At 68.6% G+C, this 24,706-nt stretch carries 25 protein-coding genes; 17 read left to right on the top strand and 8 right to left on the bottom strand.

What is annotated here, in order from left to right; translation table 11 throughout:
- Positions 1 to 5: 5 nt before the first annotated feature.
- Positions 6 to 776: a TIGR04282 family arsenosugar biosynthesis glycosyltransferase gene (locus ACP59X_RS05515; protein ID WP_428565922.1), complete on the bottom strand. Its 771-nt coding sequence runs from the start codon at positions 774 to 776 to the stop codon at positions 6 to 8.
- A gap of 112 nt (positions 777 to 888) precedes the next feature.
- On the bottom strand, positions 889 to 1,641 hold the full coding sequence (locus ACP59X_RS05510; RefSeq protein WP_428565919.1) for a TIGR04283 family arsenosugar biosynthesis glycosyltransferase: 753 nt from the start codon (positions 1,639 to 1,641) through the stop codon (positions 889 to 891).
- A 126-nt stretch (positions 1,642 to 1,767) separates the two neighbouring features.
- Between ACP59X_RS05510 and ACP59X_RS05505 the strand changes: the two genes are divergently transcribed.
- From ACP59X_RS05505 to ACP59X_RS05470, 8 genes are read left to right on the top strand one after another with little or no spacing between them, the layout of a single operon-like run.
- Positions 1,768 to 2,553 carry a class I SAM-dependent methyltransferase gene (locus ACP59X_RS05505; RefSeq protein ID WP_428565916.1) on the top strand — a complete coding sequence of 262 codons (786 nt, stop codon included), beginning with the start codon at positions 1,768 to 1,770 and terminating at the stop codon, positions 2,551 to 2,553.
- Between the two features lie 8 nt (positions 2,554 to 2,561).
- A complete protein-coding gene (locus ACP59X_RS05500) occupies positions 2,562 to 3,518 on the top strand; it encodes a glycosyltransferase family 2 protein (RefSeq protein WP_428565913.1) in 957 nt (318 codons plus the stop codon).
- Positions 3,515 to 3,925, top strand: coding sequence for a sugar 3,4-ketoisomerase (locus ACP59X_RS05495; protein WP_428565909.1), 411 nt, complete (start codon positions 3,515 to 3,517; stop codon positions 3,923 to 3,925). Before ACP59X_RS05500 ends, ACP59X_RS05495 begins: the two co-directional genes overlap by 4 nt.
- On the top strand, positions 3,922 to 5,343 hold the full coding sequence (locus ACP59X_RS05490) for an NDP-hexose 2,3-dehydratase family protein (RefSeq protein ID WP_428565906.1): 1,422 nt from the start codon (positions 3,922 to 3,924) through the stop codon (positions 5,341 to 5,343). The genes ACP59X_RS05495 and ACP59X_RS05490 overlap by 4 nt, the downstream gene beginning before the upstream one ends.
- Positions 5,340 to 6,356, top strand: coding sequence for a Gfo/Idh/MocA family protein (locus tag ACP59X_RS05485; protein WP_428565904.1), 1,017 nt, complete (start codon positions 5,340 to 5,342; stop codon positions 6,354 to 6,356). The genes ACP59X_RS05490 and ACP59X_RS05485 overlap by 4 nt, the downstream gene beginning before the upstream one ends.
- A gap of 30 nt (positions 6,357 to 6,386) precedes the next feature.
- Positions 6,387 to 7,499 (top strand): DegT/DnrJ/EryC1/StrS family aminotransferase, encoded by a 1,113-nt coding sequence (locus ACP59X_RS05480; protein WP_428565900.1) that lies wholly within the window; start codon positions 6,387 to 6,389, stop codon positions 7,497 to 7,499.
- A gap of 18 nt (positions 7,500 to 7,517) precedes the next feature.
- Entirely contained in the window at positions 7,518 to 7,946 is a 429-nt protein-coding gene (locus tag ACP59X_RS05475) for an anthrone oxygenase family protein (protein ID WP_428565898.1), read from the top strand.
- Positions 7,947 to 7,962: 16 nt separating this feature from the next.
- Positions 7,963 to 10,122 (top strand): molybdopterin-containing oxidoreductase family protein, encoded by a 2,160-nt coding sequence (locus ACP59X_RS05470; RefSeq protein ID WP_428565896.1) that lies wholly within the window; start codon positions 7,963 to 7,965, stop codon positions 10,120 to 10,122.
- Positions 10,123 to 10,240: 118 nt separating this feature from the next.
- Here ACP59X_RS05470 and ACP59X_RS05465 read toward each other — a convergent pair whose 3' ends face one another.
- Positions 10,241 to 10,540, bottom strand: coding sequence for a hypothetical protein (locus ACP59X_RS05465; RefSeq protein WP_428565894.1), 300 nt, complete (start codon positions 10,538 to 10,540; stop codon positions 10,241 to 10,243).
- A gap of 95 nt (positions 10,541 to 10,635) precedes the next feature.
- The gene (locus ACP59X_RS05460) at positions 10,636 to 11,106 is read right to left on the bottom strand and encodes a hypothetical protein (protein WP_428565891.1); all 471 of its coding nucleotides are present in this window, start codon (positions 11,104 to 11,106) and stop codon (positions 10,636 to 10,638) included.
- A 225-nt stretch (positions 11,107 to 11,331) separates the two neighbouring features.
- On the opposite strand from ACP59X_RS05460, the gene ACP59X_RS05455 reads away from it, so the two are divergent.
- From ACP59X_RS05455 to ACP59X_RS05430, 6 genes are all read left to right on the top strand, one after another.
- Positions 11,332 to 12,147 carry a transporter substrate-binding domain-containing protein gene (locus ACP59X_RS05455; protein ID WP_428565889.1) on the top strand — a complete coding sequence of 272 codons (816 nt, stop codon included), beginning with the start codon at positions 11,332 to 11,334 and terminating at the stop codon, positions 12,145 to 12,147.
- Positions 12,148 to 12,234: 87 nt separating this feature from the next.
- The gene (locus ACP59X_RS05450; protein ID WP_428565887.1) at positions 12,235 to 12,618 is read left to right on the top strand and encodes a hypothetical protein; all 384 of its coding nucleotides are present in this window, start codon (positions 12,235 to 12,237) and stop codon (positions 12,616 to 12,618) included.
- Positions 12,615 to 13,376, top strand: a complete 762-nt coding sequence (locus ACP59X_RS05445) for an amino acid ABC transporter permease (protein WP_428565885.1) — start codon at positions 12,615 to 12,617, stop codon at positions 13,374 to 13,376. The genes ACP59X_RS05450 and ACP59X_RS05445 overlap by 4 nt, the downstream gene beginning before the upstream one ends.
- A 20-nt stretch (positions 13,377 to 13,396) precedes the next feature.
- Positions 13,397 to 13,660 carry a glutaredoxin family protein gene (locus ACP59X_RS05440; RefSeq protein WP_428565881.1) on the top strand — a complete coding sequence of 88 codons (264 nt, stop codon included), beginning with the start codon at positions 13,397 to 13,399 and terminating at the stop codon, positions 13,658 to 13,660.
- Positions 13,657 to 13,998: a ferredoxin-thioredoxin reductase catalytic domain-containing protein gene (locus ACP59X_RS05435; protein WP_428565878.1), complete on the top strand. Its 342-nt coding sequence runs from the start codon at positions 13,657 to 13,659 to the stop codon at positions 13,996 to 13,998. Before ACP59X_RS05440 ends, ACP59X_RS05435 begins: the two co-directional genes overlap by 4 nt.
- 299 nt (positions 13,999 to 14,297) lie before the next feature.
- Complete coding sequence (locus ACP59X_RS05430; RefSeq protein WP_428565876.1) at positions 14,298 to 16,400, top strand: PAS domain S-box protein; 2,103 nt, start codon at positions 14,298 to 14,300, stop codon at positions 16,398 to 16,400.
- Between the two features lie 730 nt (positions 16,401 to 17,130).
- Here ACP59X_RS05430 and ACP59X_RS05425 read toward each other — a convergent pair.
- Positions 17,131 to 18,552 carry a DUF4405 domain-containing protein gene (locus ACP59X_RS05425; protein ID WP_428565874.1) on the bottom strand — a complete coding sequence of 474 codons (1,422 nt, stop codon included), beginning with the start codon at positions 18,550 to 18,552 and terminating at the stop codon, positions 17,131 to 17,133.
- Positions 18,553 to 18,741: 189 nt separating this feature from the next.
- On the opposite strand from ACP59X_RS05425, the gene ACP59X_RS05420 reads away from it, so the two are divergent.
- Both ACP59X_RS05420 and gltX read left to right on the top strand, forming a co-directional pair.
- Complete coding sequence (locus ACP59X_RS05420; protein ID WP_428565872.1) at positions 18,742 to 18,963, top strand: NifU family protein; 222 nt, start codon at positions 18,742 to 18,744, stop codon at positions 18,961 to 18,963.
- Between the two features lie 113 nt (positions 18,964 to 19,076).
- A complete protein-coding gene (gene gltX / locus ACP59X_RS05415; RefSeq protein WP_428565870.1) occupies positions 19,077 to 20,471 on the top strand; it encodes a glutamate--tRNA ligase in 1,395 nt (464 codons plus the stop codon).
- Positions 20,472 to 20,655: 184 nt separating this feature from the next.
- On the opposite strand, the gene ACP59X_RS05410 is transcribed toward gltX, so the two are convergent.
- On the bottom strand, positions 20,656 to 20,877 hold the full coding sequence (locus ACP59X_RS05410; RefSeq protein WP_428565867.1) for a hypothetical protein: 222 nt from the start codon (positions 20,875 to 20,877) through the stop codon (positions 20,656 to 20,658).
- A gap of 226 nt (positions 20,878 to 21,103) precedes the next feature.
- On the opposite strand from ACP59X_RS05410, the gene ACP59X_RS05405 reads away from it, so the two are divergent.
- Entirely contained in the window at positions 21,104 to 22,432 is a 1,329-nt protein-coding gene (locus ACP59X_RS05405) for a hemolysin family protein (RefSeq protein ID WP_428565865.1), read from the top strand.
- Positions 22,433 to 22,634: 202 nt separating this feature from the next.
- On the opposite strand, the gene ACP59X_RS05400 is transcribed toward ACP59X_RS05405, so the two are convergent.
- Complete coding sequence (locus ACP59X_RS05400; protein ID WP_428565863.1) at positions 22,635 to 23,768, bottom strand: flagellin N-terminal helical domain-containing protein; 1,134 nt, start codon at positions 23,766 to 23,768, stop codon at positions 22,635 to 22,637.
- 697 nt (positions 23,769 to 24,465) lie between these two features.
- Positions 24,466 to 24,672, bottom strand: a complete 207-nt coding sequence (rpmB, locus tag ACP59X_RS05395; RefSeq protein ID WP_428565861.1) for a 50S ribosomal protein L28 — start codon at positions 24,670 to 24,672, stop codon at positions 24,466 to 24,468.
- Positions 24,673 to 24,706: the final 34 nt, after the last annotated feature.

The raw sequence follows: 24,706 nt of genomic DNA, 5'->3' as shown, positions 1-24,706 counted from the left end.
CGCGTTCAGGGTACGGATAAACGATTGTCGGGGTCGCGGTCAAACGTATCGCCGGCCGTCGCCGCCAGAAACCGGCCAAAGGGCGTGCCGGCGAGCCGACCCCGCCAGGGTTCGCCCCGCAGCCGTTGCAAGTCCGCCGCCGTGTCGCAGTCGGGCAGCCGGGGCAACAGCCCCACCCGCCGGCCGCATCGCCGCAACCGCCCCAAGGTGCGGGCGAAAACCTCCGGCCCGCTCCAGGCCATGTCCGTGAACACCTCCGGGCAAAAGCCCGCCCGGGTGAAGCCGATGGCATAGTAGCCCCCGTCCAGGGCCGGGCCAAGCACCGCGTCGCGGCGCGAAAGCAGGCCAGCCGCCCCGGCCAGCAAGCTCCCGTCCAGCAGCGGCAGGTCGGCCCCGACCAACAGCGCCGCCCCGGCGCCACCCGCCAAAACCCCGGCCAGGGCGGCGGCCATGCGCGCGCCGAGGTCCCCCGGCGCCTGGGGCACGAGGGCCAGCCCCGGCCCGCACAGTTCCCGCAGGCTCGCCCCGGCCCCGGCCGGCGCGTGGGCCACCAGCGTGGGCAGGCCCGAGGCGGCGGCAGCGGCCAGGACATTGGCCAGCATGGCCCGGTAGGCGGCCAGGGCGAAATCGTCGCCGGCCACAGCGGCCAGGCGCGTCTTGACCAGCCCGCGCAGCGGCGCCTTGGCCAAAACGATCAGGGTGACCGGGCCGCCGGCCGCCGTCGCCTTCCCGCCCCCGGCCGCCACAAGCTTCCCGCCGCCGGCAGCCGCTGTCATCCCGCCGCCGGCAGCCTCAGTCATGCCGCCCCCGGCAGCCTCAGTCATGCCGCCCCCGGCCGCCACAGGCTTCCCGCCGTCGGCTGCCGTGGCCTTTCCGCCTTTGGCCGCTTCAGTCATCCCGCCCCCGGCCGGCCCGGGACAGGGGCGGATAGTGGCGGGCCAGGCGCCCCGGCGAAACGCCCAGGCCGTAGAGCGCCAGCAGGCAGAGGTTGCGGGCCGTGGCCCGATAGACCCCCTCGGCCTCGTACCGCCTGGCCGAAGTGACGACCCGGCCGGGCAGGATGGCCACCCGGCCGCCGGCCCGCCGCACCCGGCGCACCAGGGCCACGTCCTCCATGAGGGGAATGTCGGGAAAGCCGCCCAGGGCGCAAAACACCTCGCGGCGCAAGAAAAAGGCCTGGTCGCCGTAGGGCAGGGAAAAAAGCCTGGAGCGCAGGCTGGCCCCGGCCGCCACCAGCCGCAGCCAGGGATGGCCCGAGCGGATGGCCAGGGAAAAGGCGCCCAGGGCCGCGCCGCCGTCCAGCGCCGCCGCGGCGGCCTCAAAAGCTCCGGCCGGCAGCCGGGTGTCGGCATGGAGGAACAGGAGGATTTCCCCCCCGGCCGCCGCCGCGCCGGCATTTTGCTGGCTGGCCCGGCCGGCGGGGGCCACGAGCCCCGTCACGCCCGGGCGTGAAAGCGCGCCAAGGGTCGCCCCGGCCGGGTCGCCGTCCACCACCACGATCTCCACATCCTGGCCGTAGCCCACCACCCGGGCGTGATCGACCACGGCGTCGATGCCCGCCTCCTCGGAAAGAACGGGAATCACGACGGAAAAGCGGGGGCGCAGGCAACGCGGCATGTCCATGACGGCCTCGACGGGCATGGCCCGGTTGCCGTTGCAATAGATTTTTTTCGCCAAAACCGCTATGCTGGCGCCTCATGCATATCTTGTGTAACTATCTCTCGCGCCGACGCGTCGCCAATCCGACGCAAGGGGGCGTAACGATCCATGCTTGAAGCCGAATACGCGACCATGTTCGCGGCCGAGGAGGGCCACTGGTGGTACCGGGGCCTGCACGACCAGGCCCGCCGCGCCGTCGGGCTGTGCCGCGAGGCCGCCAAGGGGCCGCTTCGCGTCCTCGATGCCGGCTGCGGCACGGGCAAGGTCCTGGACACGCTGGCCCGCGACGGCGACGTCAAGGCCTTCGGCCTGGACCTTTCGGCCACGGCCCTCGACCTGGCCCGCCGGCGCGGCCCCCTGGCCCTGACCCGGGCCTCGGCCGCCGCCCTGCCCTTCGCCGACGCCTCCTTCGACGCGGTGCTGTCCCTGGACGTGCTGGCCAACCTGCCGCCGCGCCTTTTGCCCACGGCCCTGGCCGACTGCCGCCGGGTGCTGGTCCCGGGGGGGCGGCTTATCTGCAACATCGTCGCCTTCCAGGCCCTTTACAGCGAACACGACCGGGCCGTGGGCGTGGTGCGCCGCTACACCCGGGGCCAGCTCGCCCGGCTGCTGGCCGGGGCGGGCTTTGTCACCGAGCGGCTGACCTACGCCAACACGCTGCTTTTCCCGGCCGCCGCCCTGGTGCGCCTGGCCCGCCGGCGCCCGCGCCCCGGCCAGGCGCCCCGCTCGGACCTCGCCCCGCCGCCGGCGGCCGTCAACACGGTGCTTGCCGCCGTGCGCCGGCTGGAGAACATCCTGACCGTGGACTTGGGCATTCCCCTGCCCGTGGGCCTTTCCATTTTCGCCGTGGCCCGAAATCCCCCCCAACGCAAAACGGGGCGCGCCCCCCGATGAGTGCACGCATGTCGCCTTCGCTTTCCATCGTCATTCCCGTCTACAACGCCCAAGCCTCCATCGGGCGCCTGGTGGAAACGCTGCTGGCCTCGCCGCCAACGGCCCAAACCGACGTGGTGCTGGTCAACGACGGCAGCCGCGACGGCAGCCACGCCGTCTGCGTCGCCCTGTGCCAGCGTTTCCCGGGCCGGGTCACCTACCTGCGCCTGGCCCGCAATTTCGGCGAGCACAACGCCGTCATGGCGGGCCTGGCCCACTGCCGCGGCGATTACGCCATCACCATGGACGACGACTTCCAAAACCCGCCCGAGGAGGTGGCCCGGCTGCTCGATGCCGCCATTTCCGGCGGCTACGACGTGGTCTACGCCTCGTTTCGGGAAAAGCGCCACGGCCGGCTGCGCAACTGGGGCAGCCGGTTCAACGACCGGGTGGCCACCTTCCTTTTGGGCAAGCCGCCCCAGCTCTACCTGTCGACGTTTCGCTGCCTCAGCCGGTTCCTCATCGACGAGGTCACCCGCTACACCGGCCCGGGCCCCTACGTGGACGGATTGGTCCTGCGCTCCACGGACAACATCGGCCAGGTGGCGGTGGAGCACCGCGACCGCCAGGCCGGCCAGTCGGGCTACACGCTGTGGAAGCTCATGCGCCTGTGGCTGACCATGTTCGTCAACTTCTCCATCGCCCCCTTGCGCTTCGCCGCCCTGCTCGGGCTTGGCATCGGCGGCTTCGGCCTGGTCATGGCCGTCTGGAGCCTGCTCGAGAAGCTCTTCGGCGTGGACGTGCCGGCCGGCTGGACCACGCTGTACATCACGGGCATCATCTTTTCCGGCATCCAGCTCGTCATGCTGGGCCTGCTTGGCGAATACGTCGGCCGCAGCCTCATGGAGGCCAACCGCTCGCCCCAGTACGTGGTGCGCGAAACCCACGGCGGCCCCGACCGGCCGCACGGGGAGCCCGGGGCATGAAGCCGAGGCTTGGCGCCGTGCGCCCCGTGGGCATCCCCACCGTGCGCGACCCCCGCGGCTGCCTGTCCGTCATCGAGGGCGGCCGGCACATCCCCTTCCAGGTGGCCCGGGTCTTCTACATGCACGGCATGACCGCCGACCGGGGCGGCCACGCCCACCCCGACACCGAGCAGCTGGTCATCGCCGCGGCCGGCTCGTTGCGCCTGGACCTGACCGACGGCCTGGAAAATGCCTCCCATGTCCTTGATGACCCGGCGCGCGGCCTTTATATTCCGCCCATGGTCTTCATCGACATCCGCGACTTAAGCCCGGGCGCCGTCTGCCTGGTCCTGGCCAGCACCCACTACGAACCGGGCCGGGTCATCCGCACGCTTGCCGCCTACCTGGAGGCCGCCGCCGCCCCATGAGCACGCCCGCCGTCCGCTTGGCCTTTTCCCGATCCTGCCGGGCGCTTTCGGGCGTTTTCCCCGACATGGAGGCCGTGCTGGCCTGGTTTGCGGCCAAGGACCGCCGGGACCGCTTTACCGTGCGCCGCGTGCCGCTTTGCGCCCTGAGCCAGTGGGCCTACCTCCCCGGCCCCCTGCGCCTGGGCCACTGCTCGGGAAAGTTCTTCACCATCGAGGGCATTGGCGTGGAAAGCTCCTGCGGCCCGGTGCGCTCCTGGGACCAGCCCATCATCAACCAGCCCGAGATCGGCATCCTGGGGCTTCTGGCCCGGGAAATCGACGGGGTGCTCCATTTCCTCATGCAGGCCAAGATGGAGCCCGGCAACGTCAACATCCTCCAGCTCTCGCCCACGGTCCAGGCCACGCGCAGCAACTACTCCCGGGTCCACGGCGGCCACGCCCCCCGCTACCTGGAATATTTCACCGAACCCGGGCTGGCCACCGTGCTGCTCGACCAGCTCCAGCCCGAACAGGGCGCCCGCTTCCTTTTCAAGCGCAACCGCAACATGGTGGTGGCCGTGGACCACGAGGTGCCCGTCCACGAGGACTTCTGCTGGCTGACGCTCGGCCAGATCAAGGCCCTTTTGACCCGCGACAACATCGTCAACATGGACGCCCGCACCGTGGTCTCGCTCATCCCCATGGCCGACCCCGACGAGCCGCCGGATTACGGCCAGCTCGACGGCGTCGGCGGCTTTCGCCGCGACGCCTACCTCTCCTACTGCCGTTCGGACCGGGAACGTCATTCCATGGACGCCATCATGACCTGGCTGACCGTTGGCAAGGCCCGCCACGCCATGCGCCTGACCCCCCTGCCCCTCGATGGCCTGCGCGGCTGGAAGGTCACCGACGAGGCCATCTTCCACGAATCCGGGCTCTATTTTTCCGTCATCGGCGTGGACGTGGCCGCCTGCACCCGCGAGGCCACCCGCTGGTCCCAGCCGCTGCTGCACCACCACGGCGAGGGCCTGGTCGGCTTTTTGTGCCAGAGCCATGGCGGCGTGCTCCATTTCCTGGCCCGGGGCACCCTCGAACCCGGCAACCGCGACGGCGTGCTCATCGGCCCCACGGTGGCCTGCTCCGAGGTGGCCGCCCGGGCCAGCCGCTTTTGCGCCCCGCGCTTTTTGGAGCGCTTCCTCGACCCGGCCGGGCTGACCGTGCGCTACGACGCCGTCCAGTCCGAGGAGGGCGGCCGCTTCCACCACTTCCGCAACCGCTACATGATCGTCGAACTGCCGCCGGGGCTGCCCCTCGACACGCCGGAACACTACCTCTGGCTGACCCTCGGCCAGCTGTGGCGCATGGCCCGCCACGGCCACGTCAACATCGAGGCCAGAAACCTGCTGGCCTGCCTGGGGGCCGAGGAAAGCCCGCTATGAAACTGCTCGTGTGCGGCGGTTCGGACATTTTTTTCCGGCGCGTGCTGCCGGCCCTGCCGGGCCTGGGGGTCGCGGCCGTGGAAGTCGCCTCGCGCTCCGGCCGGCGCGCCCCGGCCGAGGCGCCCGTTGCCCTGACCTACGCCGAGGACGCCCTGGCCGCCCTAAAAACAAGCCCGGCCGATGCCGTCTACGTCAGCACCGAAAACAGCCGCCACGCCGCCCTGGCCCTGGCCGCCCTGGAAAGCGGCCGCCACGTCGTCGTGGACAAGCCGGCCTTCCTCGATTTCCCCACGGCCGAACGGGCGGCGGAACTGGCCGCGAAAAAGGGCCTGGTGCTGGCCGAGGCCACGGTCTGGGCCGACCATCCCCGCGTGGCCGCCATCCGGGACGCCTTCGCCGCGGCGGGAAGTGCGCCCACCCGCCTGTCCGTGGTCTTCTCCTTCCCGCCCCTGCCGGCGGGCAATTTCCGCCATGACCCGAGCTGCGGCGGCGGGGCGCTCCCCGACCTCGGGCCCTATGCCGTCAGCCCCGCCCGGGTCTTTTTCGGCGCCGCGCCCGAAGCCGCCACCTGCCGCATCCTCGCGCGCGGCGAGGCCGTGGAGACGGCCTTTTGCTGCCTGCTCGCCTTCCCCGGCGGCAGAAGCCTCGCCGCCACCTGCGGCTTCGACACCGGCTACGCCAACCGCCTGGAGGTCCTCGGGCCGGGGCTGGCCGCGGCCATGGACCGGGCCTTCACCCCGCCGCCCGGGGCCGCCCTGCCCCTGTCCCTCAATTCCCCGGCCGGGGCGCGCACCGAAACCCTCCCCCCGGCCGACGCCTTCGCCGCCTTTTTCGGCCGGGCCTTCGCCGCCATGGACAAGGGGAAGGCGGACGCGGACGGGCTGCGGGAGGATCTGTTGGCCGACGCCAGGGCGTTGGCGATGGTGCGCAAGAGTGCCTCCGGCGGCCAGGAGGGGATGATCCCCTCCTGGACCTCCCCGATGGGGGGCGAGGCCCCCGGAAGGACCATTTGATTTGCGCCACGCAAGGAAAGGAAAACAATAATGCCGGTCAATGTTTGGGGATATTTGAAGGAATACGAGGCCGAGCGCGAGGAGATCCTGGCCGCCGTCACCGACGTGCTGGGCTCGGGCAAGCTGATCCTGGGGCCGCACGTGGCCGCCTTCGAGGCGGAATTTTCCGCCTACTGCGGCGTCGCCACGGGCGTGGGCTGCGACAACGGCACAAGCGCCGTCATGCTGGCCCTACTCGCCTGCGGCCTGGCCCCCGGCGACGAGGTCGTCACCGTCTCCAACACCGCCGTGCCCACGGTTGCGGCCATCGTCAGCGCCGGCGGGGTGCCCCGCTTCGTGGACATCGACCCGGCCACGTACCTGATGGACACGGCCAGGCTCGAACCGGCCATAACGCCGCGCACCCGGGCCGTGGTGGCCGTGCATCTTTTCGGCCAGTGCGTGGCCATGGAGGCGGTGTGGGACGTGGCCCAACGCCACGGCCTCGCCGTCATCGAGGACTGCGCCCAGGCCCACGGCGCCACGCGCCACGGCCAGGTGGCCGGTTCGATGTCCGACGCCGCCGCCTTTTCCTTCTACCCGACGAAGATCCTCGGCACCTACGGCGACGGCGGCATGGTGCTCACCGACAGCGACGACGTGGCAGCCAAGCTCAGGCGCCTGCGCTTCTACGGCATGGAAAAGACCTATTACGCCCTGGAACACGGCTACAATGCGCGCCTGGACGAAGTCCACGCCGCCATCCTGCGCGGCAAGCTCAAGCACCTGCCGGCCTACATCGCCCGCCGCCAGGCCCTGGCCGCCCGCTACGACGCCGCCCTGGCCGACACGCCGCTCACCCTGCCGGCCACGGCCCCGGGCAACAGCCACGCCTACTACCTCTACGTCGCCAGGCACCCGAAGCGCGACGCCATCCTGGCCGGACTCAAGGAACGCGGGGTCCACTGCAACGTGAGCTACCCCTGGCCCATCCACACCATGACGGGCTACGGCCATCTGGGCTACAAGGAGGGCGACCTGCCCGAAACCGAACGGGCGGCCGGGGAGATCTTCTCCCTGCCCATGTACCCGTCGCTGACCGACGCCGAGCAGGACACGGCCATCGCCGCCCTTGGCGACACCCTGGCCGCCCTCGGGGAATAAGGCCGCAAGGAGCTTTCCATGGAATTCACCGCCCTGGCCCTGGCCGTCATGGCCGCCTTCACCGGCGCGGCCTTTTACATCAACTTCGTCGAGCACCCGGCCCGGCGCGACTTCCTGGACGGCGACATGCTGACCCAGTGGCAGCGCAGCTACCCCAGGGCGCTCAAGATGCAGGCGAGCCTGGCCATGGCCGGTTTTTTCTTCGGCCTGCTGGCCCTTTTCTGGTCCGGCGGCGCGCTCAACCTCACGGGCGCGCTTTTTTCCATCGCCAACTGGGTCGTGACCTACAAATGGATCATGCCCATAAACAAGGCGCTCATGACCACCGCGCCCGAGGCGGCCGACGCCGGCACGCGGGCACTGCTCGAAAAATGGAACATGCTCCACGGCCTGCGCACGGGCCTGGGATTTCTGGCCGTGGCCTGCTTCTTCGCCGCCCTCCATTAGAGGGAAACCCGCGGCCATGGCTCCCGGGGACGGCGAATTCAAAAGCATCTGCCGCGTCTGCCACGGCGGCTGCGCCGCCCGGGTGACCGTCGACGACGGCCGGGTCGTCAAGGTGCGGCCCTGGCCGGGCTCGCCCTTTAACCGCGGCCGCATGTGCGTCAAGGGCCTGGCCACGCCCCAGGCCATGTACCACCCCGACCGCCTGACCCATCCCCTGCGGCGCGTCGGGCCGCGCGGCGCGGGCAGGTTCGCCCGCGTCTCCTGGGACGAGGCCCTTTCCGACATCGCCGCCCGCCTGGACGCCTTCCGCCGGGAAACCGGCCCGGAGTCCGTGGCCCTGGGCCAGGGCACCGGCCGGCACCACTACTTCCACGTCATCCGCTTCGCCAACACCTTCGGCACGCCCAACTGGTACGAGCCCGGCCTGGCCAACTGCTTCATCCCGCGCATCACCGTCTCCAACCTGACCTACGGCGGCTTCGTCACCGGCGACTACTGCGGGGAGACGCCCCCGCGCACGATCCTTTTCTGGGGCCACAACCCCCTGGTGTCCGGCCCGGACGGCAAGCTGGCCTTTCCGGTGCGCGACGCCCTGGCCAAGGGGGCCTACGGCATCGCCGTGGACCCGAGGCGCAGCGAAACGGCCAAGCACTGCGGCCTGTGGCTGCCCATCCGCCCCGGCACCGACGCGGCCCTGGCCCTGGCCATGATCCGGGCCATCATCGAAGAGGGCTGGTACGACCGGGAATTCGTGGAAGCGCATACCACCGGTTTCGAGGAGCTGCGCGGGCGCGTCGCGCAGGCCACACCGGCCTGGGCCGAGGCCATCACCGGCGTGCCGGCCGCCTCCCTGCTCGAAGCGGCGAGGCGCTACGCCCTGGACCGCCCGTCCATCCTCGACTGGGGCGTGTCGCTGGAGCAAAACCCCAACAGCCTGCAAACCGTGCGGGCCGTGGCGATCCTGCGGGGCCTGACCGGCAACCTCGATGTGCCGGGCGGGGACGTCTTCGGCAGCGAGCTCGTGGCCGCCTATCCCGTGCTGCGCCAGGCCCTGCCGCCCGAAGCCTGGGCCAAGCGCATTGGCGCCGACCGCTTCAAGCTGCTGGGGGGCTTGCGGGCCTTTATGCCCTCGGCCCACATCCCCGGGCTTTTTTCGGCCATGCGCACGGGCGACCCCTACCGGGTGCGGGCGCTGCTGCTTTTCGGCAACAACCCCCTGGCCACGGTGGCCAACAGCCGGGGCGTGCTGGAGTCCCTGCGGGCCCTGGACCTGCTGGTCGTGGCCGACCACTTCCCGACCCCCACGGCCGCCCTGGCCGATTACGTCCTGCCCGCGGCCTACTGGCCGGAGATCGACCAGATCATCGAATTGCCGTTCGTGGCCCCCCGGGCCGTTTTTGCCCACCGCAAGCTGGCAACCGTCGGGGAATGCCGCCAAAACGAGCTGATTTTAAACGACCTGGCCCGGCGCCTGGGCCTGCCCGGGGCAAACGAGAGCCTGACGGACATCCTGGACCAGCGCCTGGCCCCCATCGGGCTGACGTTCGACGAACTGGCCGAGCGTTTCATGGTCATGGCCGAGCCACGCTACCGGTGCTACACGGAAAAGGGCTTTCGCACCCCCAGCCGCAAGGTGGAATTGTCCTGCAAGGCCCTGGCCCGGCTGGGCTACGACCCGTTGCCGTCCTATGCCGAGCCGCCGGAAAGCCCGGTTTCCGCCCCGGACCTGGCCCGGGACTTTCCGCTGGTGTTGACCACGGGCGCCCGGCGGCCGGAATTTTTCCACAGCGACGGCCGGCAAATCGAACGCCTGCGCGCCCGCCGCCCCGATCCCCTGGCCGAGCTCGGCCCCGAAACGGCCGCCCGCTTCGCCATCGCCGACGGCGACTGGATCATGGTCAAAAGCCCGCGCGGGGAAATCCGCCTGCGGGCCCGGGTGACGCGGGACATCCGGGAAGGCGTGGTCAGCATCGACCACGGCTGGTGGTTCCCCGAACGCGGGGGGACCGACCACGGGGTTTTCGCCTCCAACGCCAACGTGCTGACGAACGATGGCCCGCCCTATGACCCGGCCTTCGGTTCCTACCAGTTACGCGGGCTGTTGTGCGCCGTGGCCCGGATCGAACCGGTCGCCGGGGGCGTTGCGCCGGCGCACCCGCCCGGGGACGCGGCCTGACGGCGGCGGGAATCGCCCCGTGCGCGCAGAGGCGATGGAATGGCAGGAGTGCCCCGCGGCGCCCCCAAATGACACGGCCGCCCGCGGGAAGTCCCCGGGGCGGCCGTGCGGCGTTCGGCTACGGTCCGATGTAGAGGGGCGGCAGGTAGACCCGGATGCCCGGCGCCTGGGGGGCGGGGCGGCAGTAGCCGGCGGCCCAGACGGTCCCCGGCGGGCAAGGGCGCGGATAATACGCCGGCGGCGGTGGCGGCGGATAGTAGCCCGGCGGCGGCGGATAATACGGCATGGGCATGCAGCCGCGCGGCCCGTCCCAGAAATAGCCCGGCGGACAGGGCGGGCGCGCCTCGGCATCCCGCGCCGCGACCGCCATACCGACCATGAAGCCGGCCAGCAGCAACAGGCAAAGCAGTTTGTTCATAAAACCTCTCCTGGTTGGGGAGACGCGTTTTCGGGGAAACGCAATCCCACGGTTATCCTTCTGGCACACTCCCGCCCCATTGGCAACAACCCGCCTCAGGACGGCCCCCCGCCCAGGCTGATCTGGCGGATGATGGCCGCCAGGCGCTCCAGTTGGGCCTCGACGTTCTCGCGGTTCTTGGCCCCCCCCATGCGCACGTACACGGCCAGCGCCTCCACGGCCTGGCGCTGGACCTCGTAGAAGCCGATGAGCAGGGCCAGGTCTTTTTTCTCCTGCTCGGCCAGGCGCCCCATGAGCCGGTCCTTGAAGGCGGCCAGCACCCAATCGGCGTAGCGGGCCTGGTCGGCCAGGGCCCGTTCGGCGTTCTCGCGCGACACAAGGCGCTTCTCGTAGCGGGCATAGAGCCCCTCCAGGGCTTCGTGGCCCAGCACCAGCCCCTGCCCGGCCAGCATGCCGATGGTCTGCAAGAAGACGTCCCGCGACGGGTCGCGAGCCGGTTCGGCCGCCGTGGCGGCCAGGGCCCAGGACAGAAAAAGCCCGCACAACATACAGGCCAGCCGTTTCACCGTGACCTCCGGGATTGGTTTTTTACGTCCTATACCGCCATGGCCGGCAAAGGAAAAGCGGCCACGACCGCAACCGCCCCCGCTGCAACGGCCCTGTGCGGCCCCCGGCCCGGTGTCGCGCCCAGGCATGCCCGCCCCACGCTTGCGGCGGCATTTTTGGTGGTCGTCTTCCCACGGATCGGATAGGGTCCTGAACAATACGATCCGGCACCACAGGAGGAAACCATGGTCCGTTTCATTCGCATCATCAGCCTGGCCTTCGTGGCCCTGACGATGTGCTGCGGCACATCGTCGGCCGCGACAACGCCCTACGACATCTACGAAGGCAGCAACCTGCGCAAGATCGTGGAGCGCGGCACGCTGGTCGTCGGCATGGAACTCAAGTTCTGGCCCTTCGAGTACGTGGACGAACAGGGCAAGCCCGTCGGCTTCGACGTGGAGATCGCCCAGACCCTGGCCGACAGGCTGGGGGTCAAGCTGGAAATCAAGGACATGGAGTGGACCGGGCTCATCCCGGCCCTGTCCGCCGGCAAGATCGACCTGATCATTTCCGGCATCACCGGCACGCTGGAGCGGGCCAAATCCATCTCGTTTACCTCGCCGTATTTCACCACCGGCCTGTGCGCGCTTTTAAGCACCAAGAAGGCGGCCGGCGTCACGGACGTGGCGGCGCTGGACGCCCCGGGCCGGGTCTTGGCGGTCAAGACCGGGACCACGGCCGACCTGGTGGCCACCAAACGCTTCCCCAAGGCCACCATCAACCGCTACAAGGAAGAGACGTCCTGCGTCCAGGAAGTGGCGGCCGGCCGGGCCGACGCCTTTTTCTACGACCAGCTCTCCATCGCCAAGCACCAGAAGCAGAATCCCGAGACCACCAAGGCGCTTCTGGCGCCCTTCACCTACGAACCCTACTGCATCGCCCTGCCCAAGGGGGATTTCGACTGGTGGCAGTGGCTGGAGATGTATCTGGCCACCATCAAGGCCGATGGCACACTCGAGGCCCTCCGAGCCAAGTATTTCAAGGACATCCTCGGCAAGTAGCCGAAGAAACGCCCGAAAACTCCGCATCCGCCGGCCGGCTGGGCAACCCGGCAGCCGGCGGTTGGCCCGCGCATGGGGGAAAAAGCCATGACCCGTTTCGCATCCCGCGTCCTGTGCTGCCTGCTGCTGGCGGCATTTTGCCTGGCCACCACGGCCCGGGCCGAAAACCGTCAGGTGTTCGCCCATCTGTTCACCGTACCCACGGACCTGCCTGGGGGCGGGGACGACTCCACGAAGCTGCCGGGCTTCGAAAGCTGGCTCGTCCAATCCTGCGGCGGCTACACGAAACTCGGCCCCGGCAATGGCGGCTGGAAGAACGAACAGGGCCAGGTGGAGGTCCAGGGCAACGTGGTCTACCTGGTCACGGCCCCCCGGGACGTTTCCAAGGATCTGGCCGCCAGGCTGACGTCGGTTTTCGGCGAGCGCCAGCCCTATATCCTGGTCTTTCCGGCGGATCAGTTCCTCAAATGAGGCGGAGGCCTTCGCGCCTGGCCGTGCGGCTTTTCCTGCTTGCGGCCGTGGCCGGTTTGTTATGGGTCGTGCTGTCGCGCATCCGCTACCATTGGGATTTCGGCGCGGTCTGGGCCTACCGGGACATCTTCCTGGCCGGTTTCGGCATGACGGTGGTTGTTTCCCTGGGGGCCATCGCGCTGGGGCTGCTGCTGGGGTTGGCCTCGGGCTTGGCCTCGGTTTCGGACAGCGTCTGGCTCACCGAAATCGCCGCGCTCTATGTCGGGGCGTTTCGCGGCACCCCGCTTCTGGTGCAGATCCTGATCTTCTATTTCTGCGTGGGCGTGGTCATCCACCTGGACAGCCCGTACCTGATCGGCACGGCGGCCCTGGGCTTTTTCTCCGGGGCCTACATCTCGGAAATGGTGCGGGCCGGGGTCGAGTCCGTGGACAAGGGGCAATGGGAGACGGCGCTGTCCTCGGGGCTTTCCCGCCGCCAGACGCTTTTCTACGTGATCTTCCCCCAGGCCCTGCGCCGCATCGTGCCGCCGATCACCGGCCAGTTCGTTTCCTGCATCAAGGATTCATCGCTGCTGTCGGTCATCAGCGTCCGGGAACTGACCAAGGCGGCCGAGGTGGTCAACGCCACCACCTACCGGACCTTCGAGGCCTATCTGCCCCTGGCCGTGCTCTATCTGCTCCTCACTTGGCCCCTTTCCCACTTGACCGGCCGGCTGGAAAAAGGAATACGGAACGGGAACGCCATGATACCGCGATAGCTTTTCACAAGGAGTGCCCCATGAGCGCCGAGATCAAGGTCTACGCCCTGTCCACCTGCCTGCACTGCAAGCATGCCAAGGAATTCCTGGAAGAACACAAAATCCCCTACGATTGCGTCCACGTGGATTACCTCTACGGCGAGGAGCGCAACGTGATCATGGATGTCTTGCGCAAGCTCAACCCGGCCATTTCGTTTCCCACCATCGTCATCGGCAACAAGGTGATCGTGGGATTTCGCCGCGAAGAGATCGAACAGGCCCTCGACGCCTGCGAAAAGAAATGAACGCCCAAGGCCTCTACGACACGTTGCGGCCCATCCAGGAGGCCAAGGGGAACTTCTTCAACCCCGACATGGCCATGACCCTGGACCTTCTGGGCAACCTGCTGGTCAATAAGGACCGCTACGGCTACATGGCCTGCCCCTGCCGGCTGGCCTCGGGCACGTTCGAACTGGACCGGGACGTGATCTGCCCTTGCCAGTACCGCGACGCCGATGTCGCCGAGTTCGGTGCCTGTTTTTGCGGCCTGTACGTCTCCAAGGCCGTGCGCGACGGTGAAATGCCACTGCCCGTGGTGCCGGAACGCCGCCCCATCGAGAAGACGCTGGCCGCCCTGGGTTAGCGACGGGCCTTTCCACAGGCGAGACTATCCGAAGCGGTCCGCCCGGCGGCGGCCCGGGGATTTGGTGACGCGCCGTGCCCCTGGTCGGGTCCCGCCTGCCGGTCGCGGCCGGCCGGGGCGCAGCCATCGGCGAGCCGCGGCCCGGCAACTGCCGCAGTCCTCGCCAGGAATCGCGTGCGGCACAGCACGCGGGACCGGTGGCGCCGCCTCGGCCGGCGGCCTGGCCCCGGCCCGCAACCGGCGACGGCCTTGCCTCGCCCACCCGGTCAACAACGCCCGTGTTCGTGGAGCCTCGACCGATGGACGCCCTCAGCTACGCCACCACGGCCCTTGCCCTGGTGAGTCTGGCCGGCCTGACCGTGACCCTGCGCCTGTTGCGCACCAGGCCCCGGCAGCGCCAGGCCGATCCCTTTCTCGAACGCCTCGTGGAGACCATGCCCGATCCGATCTATGTCAAGGACGCGGACGGGCGGTTCATGCTGGTCAACGCCGCCTTCTGCACCCTGGCCGGCCGGGCGCGCCAGGACATCCTGGGCCGGGAGGCCGCCGCGGTCTTCCCGGGGCGCCACGGCGCGGCATCGCTTAAAAACGACGCCATGACCATGGCCTGCGGCTTCGAGGACGTGGCCGAGGAGACGGCCTACGACGCCGACGACAACAAGCACACCTTCATGACCCGCAAGGCCCTCTATGTCGACGACGCCGGCAAACACCACGTGGTCGGCGTCATCCGCGACATCACCCGCCGCAAGCAGGCGGAACGGGCCCTGGCCCGAAGCGAAAGCCGCTACCGCCGCATCGTGGAAACCGCCAACGAGGGCATCTGGAGCGTGGACGCCCGCTGGCGAACCACCTACGCCAATGCCGTGATGGCCATGATGCTCGGCACGACCCCGGCCGAGATGACGGACCGGCCGGTCGGCGACTTCCTGTTCGCCGAGGATGCCCCGCTGCACCAGGCCATGCTGCGCCGGGAAGCGCTGCCCCCGGGCGGCGGCCTCTACGAACGGCGGCTGCGGCGCCTGGACGGCGAGGAGATCTGGACGCTGATCGCCGTGAGCAGCGAATACGACGCCTCGGGCAACCTCGTCGGCTCGGTGGGCATGTTCACCAACATCACCGAACGCAAGCGGGCCGAACAAACCCTGCGCCAGTCCGAAACGCGCCTGGCCGCGGCCAAGGAGGCCGCCGAAACCGCCAGCAAGGCCAAAAGCGAATTCCTGGCCAACATGAGCCACGAGATCCGCACGCCCTTAAACGGCCTGCTCGGCATGCTCCAGCTCCTCGAAGACACGCCCCTCGACGCGGAACAACGCGATTTCGTGGTCACGGCCCTGGATTCCGGCCGGCGGTTGACCCGGCTGCTGACCGACATCCTCGACCTCGCCCGCGTCGAATCCGGCAAGCTTGCCCTGGCCCCGTCCCCCTTTTCCCCCCGCGCCGTCCTGGCCGCCGTGCAAAGCGTCTTCAGCGTCGCCCTGGACCAGCGCGGCCTGACCCTGTCCATCGCCGTCCACTCCGGTGTGCCCCAACGGCTGTTCGGCGACGAGGGACGCATCCGCCAGATCCTGCTCAACCTCGTGGGCAATGCCGTGAAATTCACCGAATCCGGCTCCATCCGCCTCGAGGCTGCCTGCTCCCCCGAACCCGGTCCAAACCTGACCCGCCTGGTCCTTTGCGTCAGCGACACCGGCATCGGCATCCCCCAGGAGAAGCTCGGTTCGGTCTTCGACAGCTTCACCCAGGTCGACGCCTCCAATACCCGCCCCCACCAGGGAGCCGGCCTCGGCCTGTCCATCGTGAACGGACTGGTGCGGCTCATGGGCGGCACCATCCGAATCGACAGCGAACCCGGCGTGGGGACCTGCATCCTGTGCTCCCTGCCCCTGGCCAAGGTCGACCCCGAACCGGAGCGGGAAACACCCGGCCCGTCCCAGGCCCAAACCCCCAACCTGCGCCTGCTGCTCGTGGAGGACGAACGCATCAACCGCCTGACCGTGGGCACGCTCCTGCGCAAGCAGGGACACAGCATCGTCGAGGCCGCCTCCGGGCCGGACGCCCTGGACATCTTCGCCCGGGAACCCTTCGACGCCGTGCTGCTCGATATCCAGATGCCCGGCATGGACGGCCTGGAAACCCTGGCCCTGCTGCGCGACGAAACCATCCACGGCCACAAGGCGTGCACGCCCGTCGTCGCCCTGACCGCCCACGCCATGGCCGGCGACCGCGAACGCTTCCTGGCCGCCGGCATGGACGCCTATCTGGCCAAACCCGTGGAAGCCTCGGCCCTGGCCGCCGTGCTCGGCCGCCTCGCCCGGCGCGCCGGGAAAGGCGACGACGGGCGAGGCAGTGGAGCAGGAAATGGCGGTGATGGCGGTGGTACGGGCGCGGGCGAGGGGTGATGGGGATTTAAGGCCAAGCGCAAGGGCGGTCGAAGAGCAGACTGGGGCGCTGCCCCAGGCCCCGCCGGGGGGGATGATCCCCCCCGGACCCCCTCGACGGGGCGGGCGGGGGAATGGACGGCAACGTCGGGCGGCGGGGCGTCGGTCGTTGTGGTCGCGGAAATGGGCCTGCCGACACTGGCCGCATAGCCGGCCAGCACGGCAGGCCCATTTCCGCGACCACGGGCGCCAGCGGCGAAGCGCCGCATGTGAAGAATAAAATCCTCGCTTGCCTTTGAAACGCCGCATATCAGAATATAATCTTTTGACTCGCGCCGATCTCTGGCGTCGTGATCCATCCTTGGCGAAACGCCGTATGGAAACAATAGGAACCGTTGACTGCCTTTGAAGAGGCTTCCAAAGCAAAAAAATCCACCCCCCTCGGCCCGCAGGGCCGACGGCTGGGCGAGGCCGCAATTGGGCCTTTCGAGCCAGGAGCGCAGCGACGGCATCGAAAGGCCCAATTGCGGCCTCGCATCTTCGCGCCGCGCACGACCATCACCCCGGTGACCGCAGCCACTCCCGCCCGCCACAGCCGACCGGGGGGCTCGGGGGGCGTGACGCCCCCCGATGGGGTTCGGGGCAACGCCCCGATGGGGTCGGGGGCAACGCCCCGGTGGGGTCGGGGGCGACGCCCCGGTGGGGTCGGGGGCGACGCCCCCGTGGGGCGGGGGTGAAGCCCCAGCGATTCCTACTGGCTGACGATGAGGTGCATGATATCGGCGGGCGAGCGGTTGTTTTCCAGGGCCAGCTCGGTGAAGGTCATGTCGCCGAACGCGGTGATGTGGTGCCGGGCCAGGCGTTGCACGGCCGCGGACAGCGGGATGTCGTATTCGCGGCAGAAGGTCTGGAGCATCATTTTTTCCAGACCCGGCGGTGGCGTGGTGGGCAGGTTGGCGGCAGGCGGCATCGGCGCCTGGGGCGCGGCCGGGGCCGGCTGCCCTATGGCGGCCGGGGCCGGCTGGCCCGTGGCGACCGGGGGCGTTGCCGTGGGCGTGCCTGGCTGGGCTGGGGCGTAGCCGGGCTGGGCCGGGGCATAGCCCGGTTGGGCCGGGGCATAGCCGGGCTGGGTGGGCGGCGCGGACTGGGCCGGGACGGCGGCCAGGGGCGGCTGCGCCAGGGGGGCCGGCTGGGCCGGCGCGGCATGGGCGGGAGTTTGGGGCGCGGCGGGTTGTTGCTGGGGCGTGGCCGCAGCGCCTTGCGACGTGGCGGCCGGGGCCTGTGCCTGGGGCGTGGCCGGTTCGACGGTCACGGCGGCCGGGGCCGACTCCACCACGACCGGGGTCATGGGCTTGTCGCCGCGCAGGGCCTCGTAGACGGTGATGGGCAGGGCGTTGTTGGCCTTGGCCACTTCGGTCAGCGTCCAGGCCGGCTGGGCCTTGAGCCCGGCGGCCTGCAGGCGGCCCAGCACCGCGGCCTGGTCCAGGCCGTATTCCTCGCAGATATCCGACAGCCGGCGCCGGCCGAGGCCGGGCGGCGGGTCCTTGGGCAGTCCGGCCGGCGAACCGCCGGAGGGCTCCTGGACCATCTTGAGGGCTTCGAAGACGCCGCCCGGGGCCACGCCGTTTTGGCGGGCGATGTCGGCCAGGGTCAGCGAGGCGCTTTCGGCCTTGATGTTTTTGAGCCGCAACAGCGCCAGGGCCTTGTCGCCGTCCATGCCCATGCGCCGGGCCAGGTCTTCCAGGCTGGAGCGCTCGGCCAGGGCATAGGGCGGCTCGCCGTAGGTGTCCACAGCCCGTTCCTTGAGGTAGTGCGAGACGGCCACGATCTGGCGCACGGGCGGCAGGTCGGCCAGGGCCCATACGAAAACGGCCAGGGTCAGGATGGCGCCCGCGAAAAAGGGGCGCGTGAAGATGACCACCGCGCCGTCGTCGTCGCGCAGATGGTCGAGCAACCCGTCCCAGTTGCAGGCCAGATGGATCAGGCCGGCCACCAGTAAAAGCAGGCCCATGCCCAGGTGGGCGCCCTGCCAGTGGGCCAGGGACAAGCCCAGGAACGTCCAATTGGACCACGACGCCACCCGGTCCGGCGGGGCGATAAAAACGACCAGGGCGGTGAGCATCGTCAGGAACAGGGAAAAAAAGAGGACCAACGAGACGATTTTTTTCAGCATCCGTGCACTCCATCCCCGGCTGCGGCGCCGGGCATGTCGGGTTGCCCGCCCTCTAGCACGCCTTGTCCGCTTTGCCCATCCCCGCCGGATGTCCCGGCCGCCGCCGGCTGTTGACGACGGGAAGCAAAGGCGCTACCTCCCGGCCCCAAGGCCCCGGGGCACCGTCGCCCAGGCCGAAGGAGCGAGACGATGCGAGAGCAGATCGAAGCCGCGCTGGGCAAGGTTCGCCCGGCCCTGCAAGCCGATGGCGGCGATGTGGAACTGGTCGAGGTGACCGACGGCGGCATCGCCCGGGTGCGTTTGACCGGCGCCTGCAAGGGCTGCCCCATGTCGCAGATGACGCTGAAAAACGGCATTGAACGCATCCTCAAGCAGGAAGTGCCGGGCCTTAAGGCCGTGGAAGCGGTCTAGCCCGGCCGCGACCGTCCCATGCCGGGCGCGCGCCGCTGCCGCCTGCCCGGCCAACCCGCGTCATTTCGGGAGTTCCGATAGGGGCTCCCTTTTTGCACTTCGGAGCCCAATCCATGAGCACCATCGTCACCCGCTTCGCCCCGAGCCCCACGGGCTACCTGCATATCGGCGGCGCCCGCACGGCCATCTTCAACTGGCTTTTGGCCCGTCATTTCGGCGGCAAGTTCCTGCTGCGCATCGAGGACACGGACTTGCAGCGCTCCAACGCCGACATGACCCAGTCGATCCTCGACGCCATGGAGTGGCTGGGCCTTGGCCACGACGGCGAAATCACCTACCAGAGCCGGCGCTTCGACCTCTATAACGAACACATCGACAAGCTTTTGGCCTGCGGCCATGCCTACTGGTGCTCCTGCTCGCCCGAGGAGGTGGAGGCCATGCGCGAGGAGGCCCGGGCCAAGGGGCTCAAGCCCAAGTATTCCGGCCGCTGCCGCGAGGCCGGGCTCGGCCCGGGGCCGGGCCGGGTGGTACGGCTCAAGGCACCGGTGACCGGGGCCACGGTGGTCGACGACATGGTCAAGGGCTCGGTCTCCTTCGATAACGCCGAACTCGACGACATGGTGCTGCGCCGGGCCGACGGCTCGCCCACCTACAACATGGCCGTGGTGGTCGACGACGCCACCATGGGCGTGACGCACATCATCCGGGGCGACGACCACTTAAACAACACGCCGCGCCAGATCCTCATCTACAAGGCCCTGGGGTTTTCCCTGCCCCGCTTCGGCCACGTGCCCATGATCCTCGGCCCGGACAAAAAGAAGCTGTCCAAGCGCCACGGGGCCACGGCGGTCATGGAATACGAGACCGAGGGCTTTCTGCCCGAGGCCATGCTCAACGGCCTGGTGCGCCTGGGCTGGGCCTGCGGCGACCAGGAGATTTTCTCGCGCGAGGAGCTGGTGGGGCTTTTCACCGCCGACAACCTGGGCAGTTCGGCGGCGGTCTTCGACAAGGCCAAGCTGTTGTGGCTCAACGCCCACTACATCAAGGAGAGCCCGGCCTCGCGGCTGGCGGTGCTGGTCAACGCCTTCCTGGAACGCCAGGGCTATCCGTCCCAGGACCTGGAATATCTGGGCCACATCGTGCCGCTGTTGCAGCCCCGGGCCCAGACCATTGCCGAGATGGCCGAAAAGGCCGCATGTTTCGTCACGCGCACCGACGATTTGGCCTATGACATGGCCGCGGTGAAGAAGTTTTTCACCGACGACGTGCGCGGCCACCTCACGGCCGTGCGGGAGCTGCTCGAGGGCCTGGCCGCCTTCGACCAGCCGTCCATCGAGCAGGCGGTGCACGCCTACATCGAGGGACAGGGCGTGAAGTTCAAGCTGCTGGCCCAGCCCATCCGGGTGGCCATCACCGGCGGCACGGCCAGCCCGGGGCTGTTCGAAACCATGGAAGTCATGGGCAAGCGCCGGGTGCTGGCCCGCATCGATCGGGCCCTGGCCCTGTAGGCGACGCCCGCCCTTCCGCCCACGCCCCCGGGCGCGGCCCAACGGCCGCCGCCGGGGGCGTTCGTTTTTTCGCCCATTCCTCCAATGGACCGGCTTGTGGCGGCCCGGGCCATGGCCTTGGGAGCGGCGCCAGCAAAGGCGACGTGTCCCTGGCCCGCTGCCCGGTACGAATGCCCCGGCGCGCTCAACGCCGGTCGGCAATGAGCGACTTGGCCCGGTCAAGCTGATTGGGCGTCAGGTCAGAGGGCACATGCTGCCGGCCAAGGGCGACCACCACCATATGACGGGCGCAAAGGGCGTTGTCGCCCCGGCACAGCCGCTTTTTCAAGGAATTGGCGGCGGCGGGCATGTTTTGCATCTTGTCGTTGAAAAACATGCAACCGGCAAGACATTCGCAATCGGCCATGCGATCCTCCCCTGCCGCATTGTCGACCGTGCGGCAATGAAATGGAAACGGCTTCCATCCTAGCACACCCAGGCGCCAATACAACACCCCATGATAACCATTTCCCACTCTACCCTGGCCATTGCGTGCACCGGCGCCCAACCGCCCCCATCCCCCTTTCGCTTTTGATTCCCCAGGTGCTATCCTGCGCCCGAAGCGGCGCCCAAGTCCCGCTCCTGGAGTAGCCATGACCGCCATCGTGCTGGAACTCGGGGCCGTACTGGCCCTCATCTGCGTCAACGGTTTTTTCGCCATGGCCGAAATGGCCCTGGTGGCCTCGCGCAAAGCCCGGCTGCAGACCCTGGCCGCGACCGGCAACGCCCGGGCGAAACTGTGCCTGAAGCTTCGGGAAACGCCCGAGGCGTTTCTCTCGGCCGTACAGATCGGCATCACCCTGGCCGGCGTGCTGGCCAGCGCCTACGGCGGCGCCACCCTGGCCGCCGAACTGGCCGAATACCTCCATACCGTCCCGCTTTTGGCCCCCTACGCCCATGCCCTGTCCCTGGCCGGCGTGGTCGTGCCCATCGCCGTGGCCACCTTGGTGCTCGGCGAACTGGTGCCCAAGCGCCTGGGCCTGGCCCGGCCCGAACGGCTGGCCATGGCCGCCGCGCCGGTCATGCGGGCGCTGATGCTGGCCAGCCGACCGGCGGTCTGGGCCTTGGGGCTGGCCACCCAAGGCTTGCTGCGCCTTTGCGGCCTCGGCCAGGACGGCGAGGCGGCCGTGACCGAGGAGGACATCCGGGGCATGCTGCGCGAGGGCGCCAAGCACGGTGCCATCGAACACGCCGAGCGCGACATCATGGAGCGGCTGTTGCGCGTGACCGACCGGCCGCTGGGCGTCATCATGACCCACCGCTCGCGCATCGACCGCCTGGACGTCGAGGATGACGACGAGACCATCGCCCGCCGGATCCTGGACAGCCCCCACACCCGCTTTCCGGTGGTGCGCGGCGATTTCGACGAGGTCCTGGGCATCGTGCGGGCCAAGGACGTGCTGGCCGACCGGCTGCGCACCGGCCGGGTCAACCTCAAGGCGCACCTGGCGCCGCCGGTCTTTATGCCCGAGACCATGCGGGGGCTGGGCATCCTGTCCCGGTTTCGCCAGTCGCCGCGCGTGCATCTGGCCCTGGTCGTGGACGAGTACGGGGACGTGGTGGGCATGGTCACGGCGGCGGACGTGTTCGAGGACCTGGTGGGCGATTTGCCGGGGCTGGCCGGTTTCGACGAGCCCTCGGTGGTGCGGCGGGAGGACGGCTCGTTTTTCATCGACGCGGCCACGCCCATGGACGAGGTGGCGGCGGCCCTGGCCCTGCCCCGGCCCTGGCCGGCGGAATTCGCCGGCGCGACCCTGGCCGGGTTCCTGCTCGGCCGGCTGGGGCGCATCCCGGCCATCGGCGACAAGATGACCGCCCACGGCGCGACCTTCGAGATCGCGGACATGGACGGCCGGCGCATCGACCGGGTGCTCGTGGCCGCCGATGGCGGCGCCGTGCCCGGCCGGGTGACCTCGGCGTAAAGGGCGGCCGGCGCGAGCCCCGGCATCGGCCGCACCCGCCTACCGGTATCGGCCGCTCCCGCCTACCGGTATCGGCCGCACCCGCCGCCGGCAGGCCGCCTCCCGCTCCCGGGTGCGGTGCGGCCTGCCGGGGAGGGTGCCCCCAGGCTCGGCTTGCCCCCACGCCGCCTTTCCCGGGGGTGCCGCGCCCGCGGCCGTCTGCCTATCCCTGGATGAGCTGCAGGGCCATCCGGGGCAGGCTGTTGGCTTGCGAAAGCATGGCCACGGCGGACTGGGTCAGGATCTGGTTGCGCACGAAGGAAGTCATCTCCGTGGCCACGTCGGTGTCGGAAATCTGCGATTCGGCCGCCTGGAGGTTCTCGGCCTGTATCTGGAGGTTGGAGACGGTGTTTTCCAAGCGGTTTTGCAGGGCGCCCAGGTTGGCCCGGATCTTGTCCTTGGAAACGATGGCCGTTTTCACGGTGTCCAGGGCTTTCTGGGCCAGTTCCTGGGTGGAGATGGAGGAGCCGCCTCGCTGGCTGAGGTTCTCGCTTCCGAGATAGTTGCCGGAATTGTCCGCCCACCAGACCCACTGATTGCCGCTGTTGTCTTTTGCAAAGGAATAATAAATACTACCATCTCCGTACGTATTTTCTGATTGTGTTTGGTCAAAATCCGTATACAGGAAGGAAGGCACTCCATGAGAAAGCGCAAGGTCAGCCGCCAATGTCCTTGATGAATTGAAACGTAAATTGTTCTGGGCTACATATTGCGCTTCCGTCATCGACCCGCCGCCAAACCCCAATGCGCTCGCTGTACACGTCCCAATCTGGACGTAATAGTAGTCCTCGGCGCTGTTGTTGCCCGCGCCGAAATGGACCTTGAGCTTTCCCGTGGCATTGAGGCCGGCCCCGGAATGGGTCGACGACGACAGGTTGCCGTTGAGCAGGTAGATGCCGTTGAAATCCGTGGCGTTGGCGATGCGGGTGATCTCGCTGGCCATGGCCTGGTATTCGGAATCGATGATGACGCGCTGATCCGAGGTGTAGGTGCCCGTGGCCGCCTGCTCGGCCAGTTCCTTCATGCGGATAAGCTTCTCGTCGATGACTTGCAGGGCCCCGTCCGCCGTCTGGATCATGGAGATGGCGTCGTTGGCGTTGCGGATGCCCTGGTTGATGCCGGCGATGTCGGCGCGCATGAGTTCGCGGATGGCCAGCCCGGCCGCATCGTCGGCGGAACTGTTGATGCGGAGCCCCGAGGACAGCCGTTGGGTCGAGGTGGCCAGGGCGGCGTACTGGGAACTCAGGTTGCGGGCGGCATTGGCCGCCATGAGATTGTGGTTGATGGACAGCGTCATGACGGTCTCCCCCGGCCTTGCTCCGGTTACAGGCTTGCGGTGACAGAGGAATAAAACGTCCTGGAGCAGCCCTCCCTGGCCGCGATAAAACCGCTCAAACCGTTATGGCGTGAATCAAAGCAAGGATTATGCCCACCGCAAGGCTGTGCCCCGAATAGCAGGCAACCGATACAGCCTTTTTTACCTAGCCTACACTGGTGCTTTACTTTTTTTCTTTTGTTTCAAAGAGAAAGGATGCTGTCGCGTCTTCTTTCCCATCGCAAGACCAGTCCGGCGAAACAGCCCCGCTCTGCCAACCGTCTGACATGGCTCATAATATGAAAAGACGCTTCATCGTGGACATTGCTGTCCTGGCGCGGCGGGCCTGAAAAAATTGCCTCCCCGCTCACGCCTCCACGACAGTGCGGAAAAAACGGCCATGGCCCAAGCGCACCCCCCCCAAATTTCCGACCACAAGAGTTCCATCGCTTCGCCAAAGCCGACCGTGCGAGGCAACAAGAGACCATGATCGCATTGAAACGTACCCGGGAGGCCGCATCAGGCAATGCAAAAGCGATACGCGTTCCAGACGCGGCCTGACGGCTCGCAACAATCGCGACACAAGAGGGGAGATGGCCGGCAAGGCGAGGAGACGGCAATAAAAAAAGGGCGATGCCGGCTTGCCGCATCGCCCTTTTGGGGAACGTGAGGAAAAAAACTAGGCGCTTTTCACGGCCGGCTTGGTCACCACGCCGGAACGCAGGCAGCGGGTGCACACGGTCACGGTGGTCACTTCGCCGGAAGGCAGCTGGGCGCGGACCTTGACCAGGTTGGGCTCGAAGCGGCGCTTGGTCTTGTTGTTGGCGTGGCTGACGTTGTTGCCGCTCTGGGGCTTCTTGCCGCAATGCTCGCAAATCTTGGCCATTATTCGGTTCCTCCCGGAAACATGATTCGCGTCG

The sequence above is a fragment of the Solidesulfovibrio sp. DCME genome, assembly GCF_049995385.1.
In the GTDB taxonomy this organism is placed as follows: domain Bacteria; phylum Desulfobacterota; class Desulfovibrionia; order Desulfovibrionales; family Desulfovibrionaceae; genus Solidesulfovibrio.
The sequence above is the reverse complement of the archived record's forward strand: the minus strand, read 5'-3'. Positions and strand labels throughout refer to the sequence as shown.

What these genes read in the sequence shown, in the direction of transcription:
- ACP59X_RS05420 (WP_428565872.1), top strand. Translation starts at nt 18,742, where the DNA reads ATGCGAGAGCAGATCGAAGCCGCGCTGGGCAAGGTTCGCCCGGCCCTG.
- rpmB (WP_428565861.1), bottom strand. Translation starts at nt 24,672, where the DNA reads ATGGCCAAGATTTGCGAGCATTGCGGCAAGAAGCCCCAGAGCGGCAAC.
- ACP59X_RS05410 (WP_428565867.1), bottom strand. Translation starts at nt 20,877, where the DNA reads ATGGCCGATTGCGAATGTCTTGCCGGTTGCATGTTTTTCAACGACAAG.
- ACP59X_RS05500 (WP_428565913.1), top strand. Translation starts at nt 2,562, where the DNA reads ATGTCGCCTTCGCTTTCCATCGTCATTCCCGTCTACAACGCCCAAGCC.
- gltX (WP_428565870.1), top strand. Translation starts at nt 19,077, where the DNA reads ATGAGCACCATCGTCACCCGCTTCGCCCCGAGCCCCACGGGCTACCTG.
- ACP59X_RS05430 (WP_428565876.1), top strand. Translation starts at nt 14,298, where the DNA reads ATGGACGCCCTCAGCTACGCCACCACGGCCCTTGCCCTGGTGAGTCTG.
- ACP59X_RS05450 (WP_428565887.1), top strand. Translation starts at nt 12,235, where the DNA reads ATGACCCGTTTCGCATCCCGCGTCCTGTGCTGCCTGCTGCTGGCGGCA.
- ACP59X_RS05445 (WP_428565885.1), top strand. Translation starts at nt 12,615, where the DNA reads ATGAGGCGGAGGCCTTCGCGCCTGGCCGTGCGGCTTTTCCTGCTTGCG.
- ACP59X_RS05515 (WP_428565922.1), bottom strand. Translation starts at nt 776, where the DNA reads ATGACAGCGGCTGCCGGCGGCGGGAAGCTTGTGGCGGCCGGGGGCGGG.
- ACP59X_RS05470 (WP_428565896.1), top strand. Translation starts at nt 7,963, where the DNA reads ATGGCTCCCGGGGACGGCGAATTCAAAAGCATCTGCCGCGTCTGCCAC.
- ACP59X_RS05475 (WP_428565898.1), top strand. Translation starts at nt 7,518, where the DNA reads ATGGAATTCACCGCCCTGGCCCTGGCCGTCATGGCCGCCTTCACCGGC.
- ACP59X_RS05455 (WP_428565889.1), top strand. Translation starts at nt 11,332, where the DNA reads ATGGTCCGTTTCATTCGCATCATCAGCCTGGCCTTCGTGGCCCTGACG.
- ACP59X_RS05505 (WP_428565916.1), top strand. Translation starts at nt 1,768, where the DNA reads ATGCTTGAAGCCGAATACGCGACCATGTTCGCGGCCGAGGAGGGCCAC.
- ACP59X_RS05490 (WP_428565906.1), top strand. Translation starts at nt 3,922, where the DNA reads ATGAGCACGCCCGCCGTCCGCTTGGCCTTTTCCCGATCCTGCCGGGCG.
- ACP59X_RS05510 (WP_428565919.1), bottom strand. Translation starts at nt 1,641, where the DNA reads ATGCCCGTCGAGGCCGTCATGGACATGCCGCGTTGCCTGCGCCCCCGC.
- ACP59X_RS05400 (WP_428565863.1), bottom strand. Translation starts at nt 23,768, where the DNA reads ATGACGCTGTCCATCAACCACAATCTCATGGCGGCCAATGCCGCCCGC.
- ACP59X_RS05485 (WP_428565904.1), top strand. Translation starts at nt 5,340, where the DNA reads ATGAAACTGCTCGTGTGCGGCGGTTCGGACATTTTTTTCCGGCGCGTG.
- ACP59X_RS05495 (WP_428565909.1), top strand. Translation starts at nt 3,515, where the DNA reads ATGAAGCCGAGGCTTGGCGCCGTGCGCCCCGTGGGCATCCCCACCGTG.
- ACP59X_RS05405 (WP_428565865.1), top strand. Translation starts at nt 21,104, where the DNA reads ATGACCGCCATCGTGCTGGAACTCGGGGCCGTACTGGCCCTCATCTGC.
- ACP59X_RS05440 (WP_428565881.1), top strand. Translation starts at nt 13,397, where the DNA reads ATGAGCGCCGAGATCAAGGTCTACGCCCTGTCCACCTGCCTGCACTGC.
- ACP59X_RS05435 (WP_428565878.1), top strand. Translation starts at nt 13,657, where the DNA reads ATGAACGCCCAAGGCCTCTACGACACGTTGCGGCCCATCCAGGAGGCC.
- ACP59X_RS05480 (WP_428565900.1), top strand. Translation starts at nt 6,387, where the DNA reads ATGCCGGTCAATGTTTGGGGATATTTGAAGGAATACGAGGCCGAGCGC.
- ACP59X_RS05425 (WP_428565874.1), bottom strand. Translation starts at nt 18,552, where the DNA reads ATGCTGAAAAAAATCGTCTCGTTGGTCCTCTTTTTTTCCCTGTTCCTG.
- ACP59X_RS05465 (WP_428565894.1), bottom strand. Translation starts at nt 10,540, where the DNA reads ATGAACAAACTGCTTTGCCTGTTGCTGCTGGCCGGCTTCATGGTCGGT.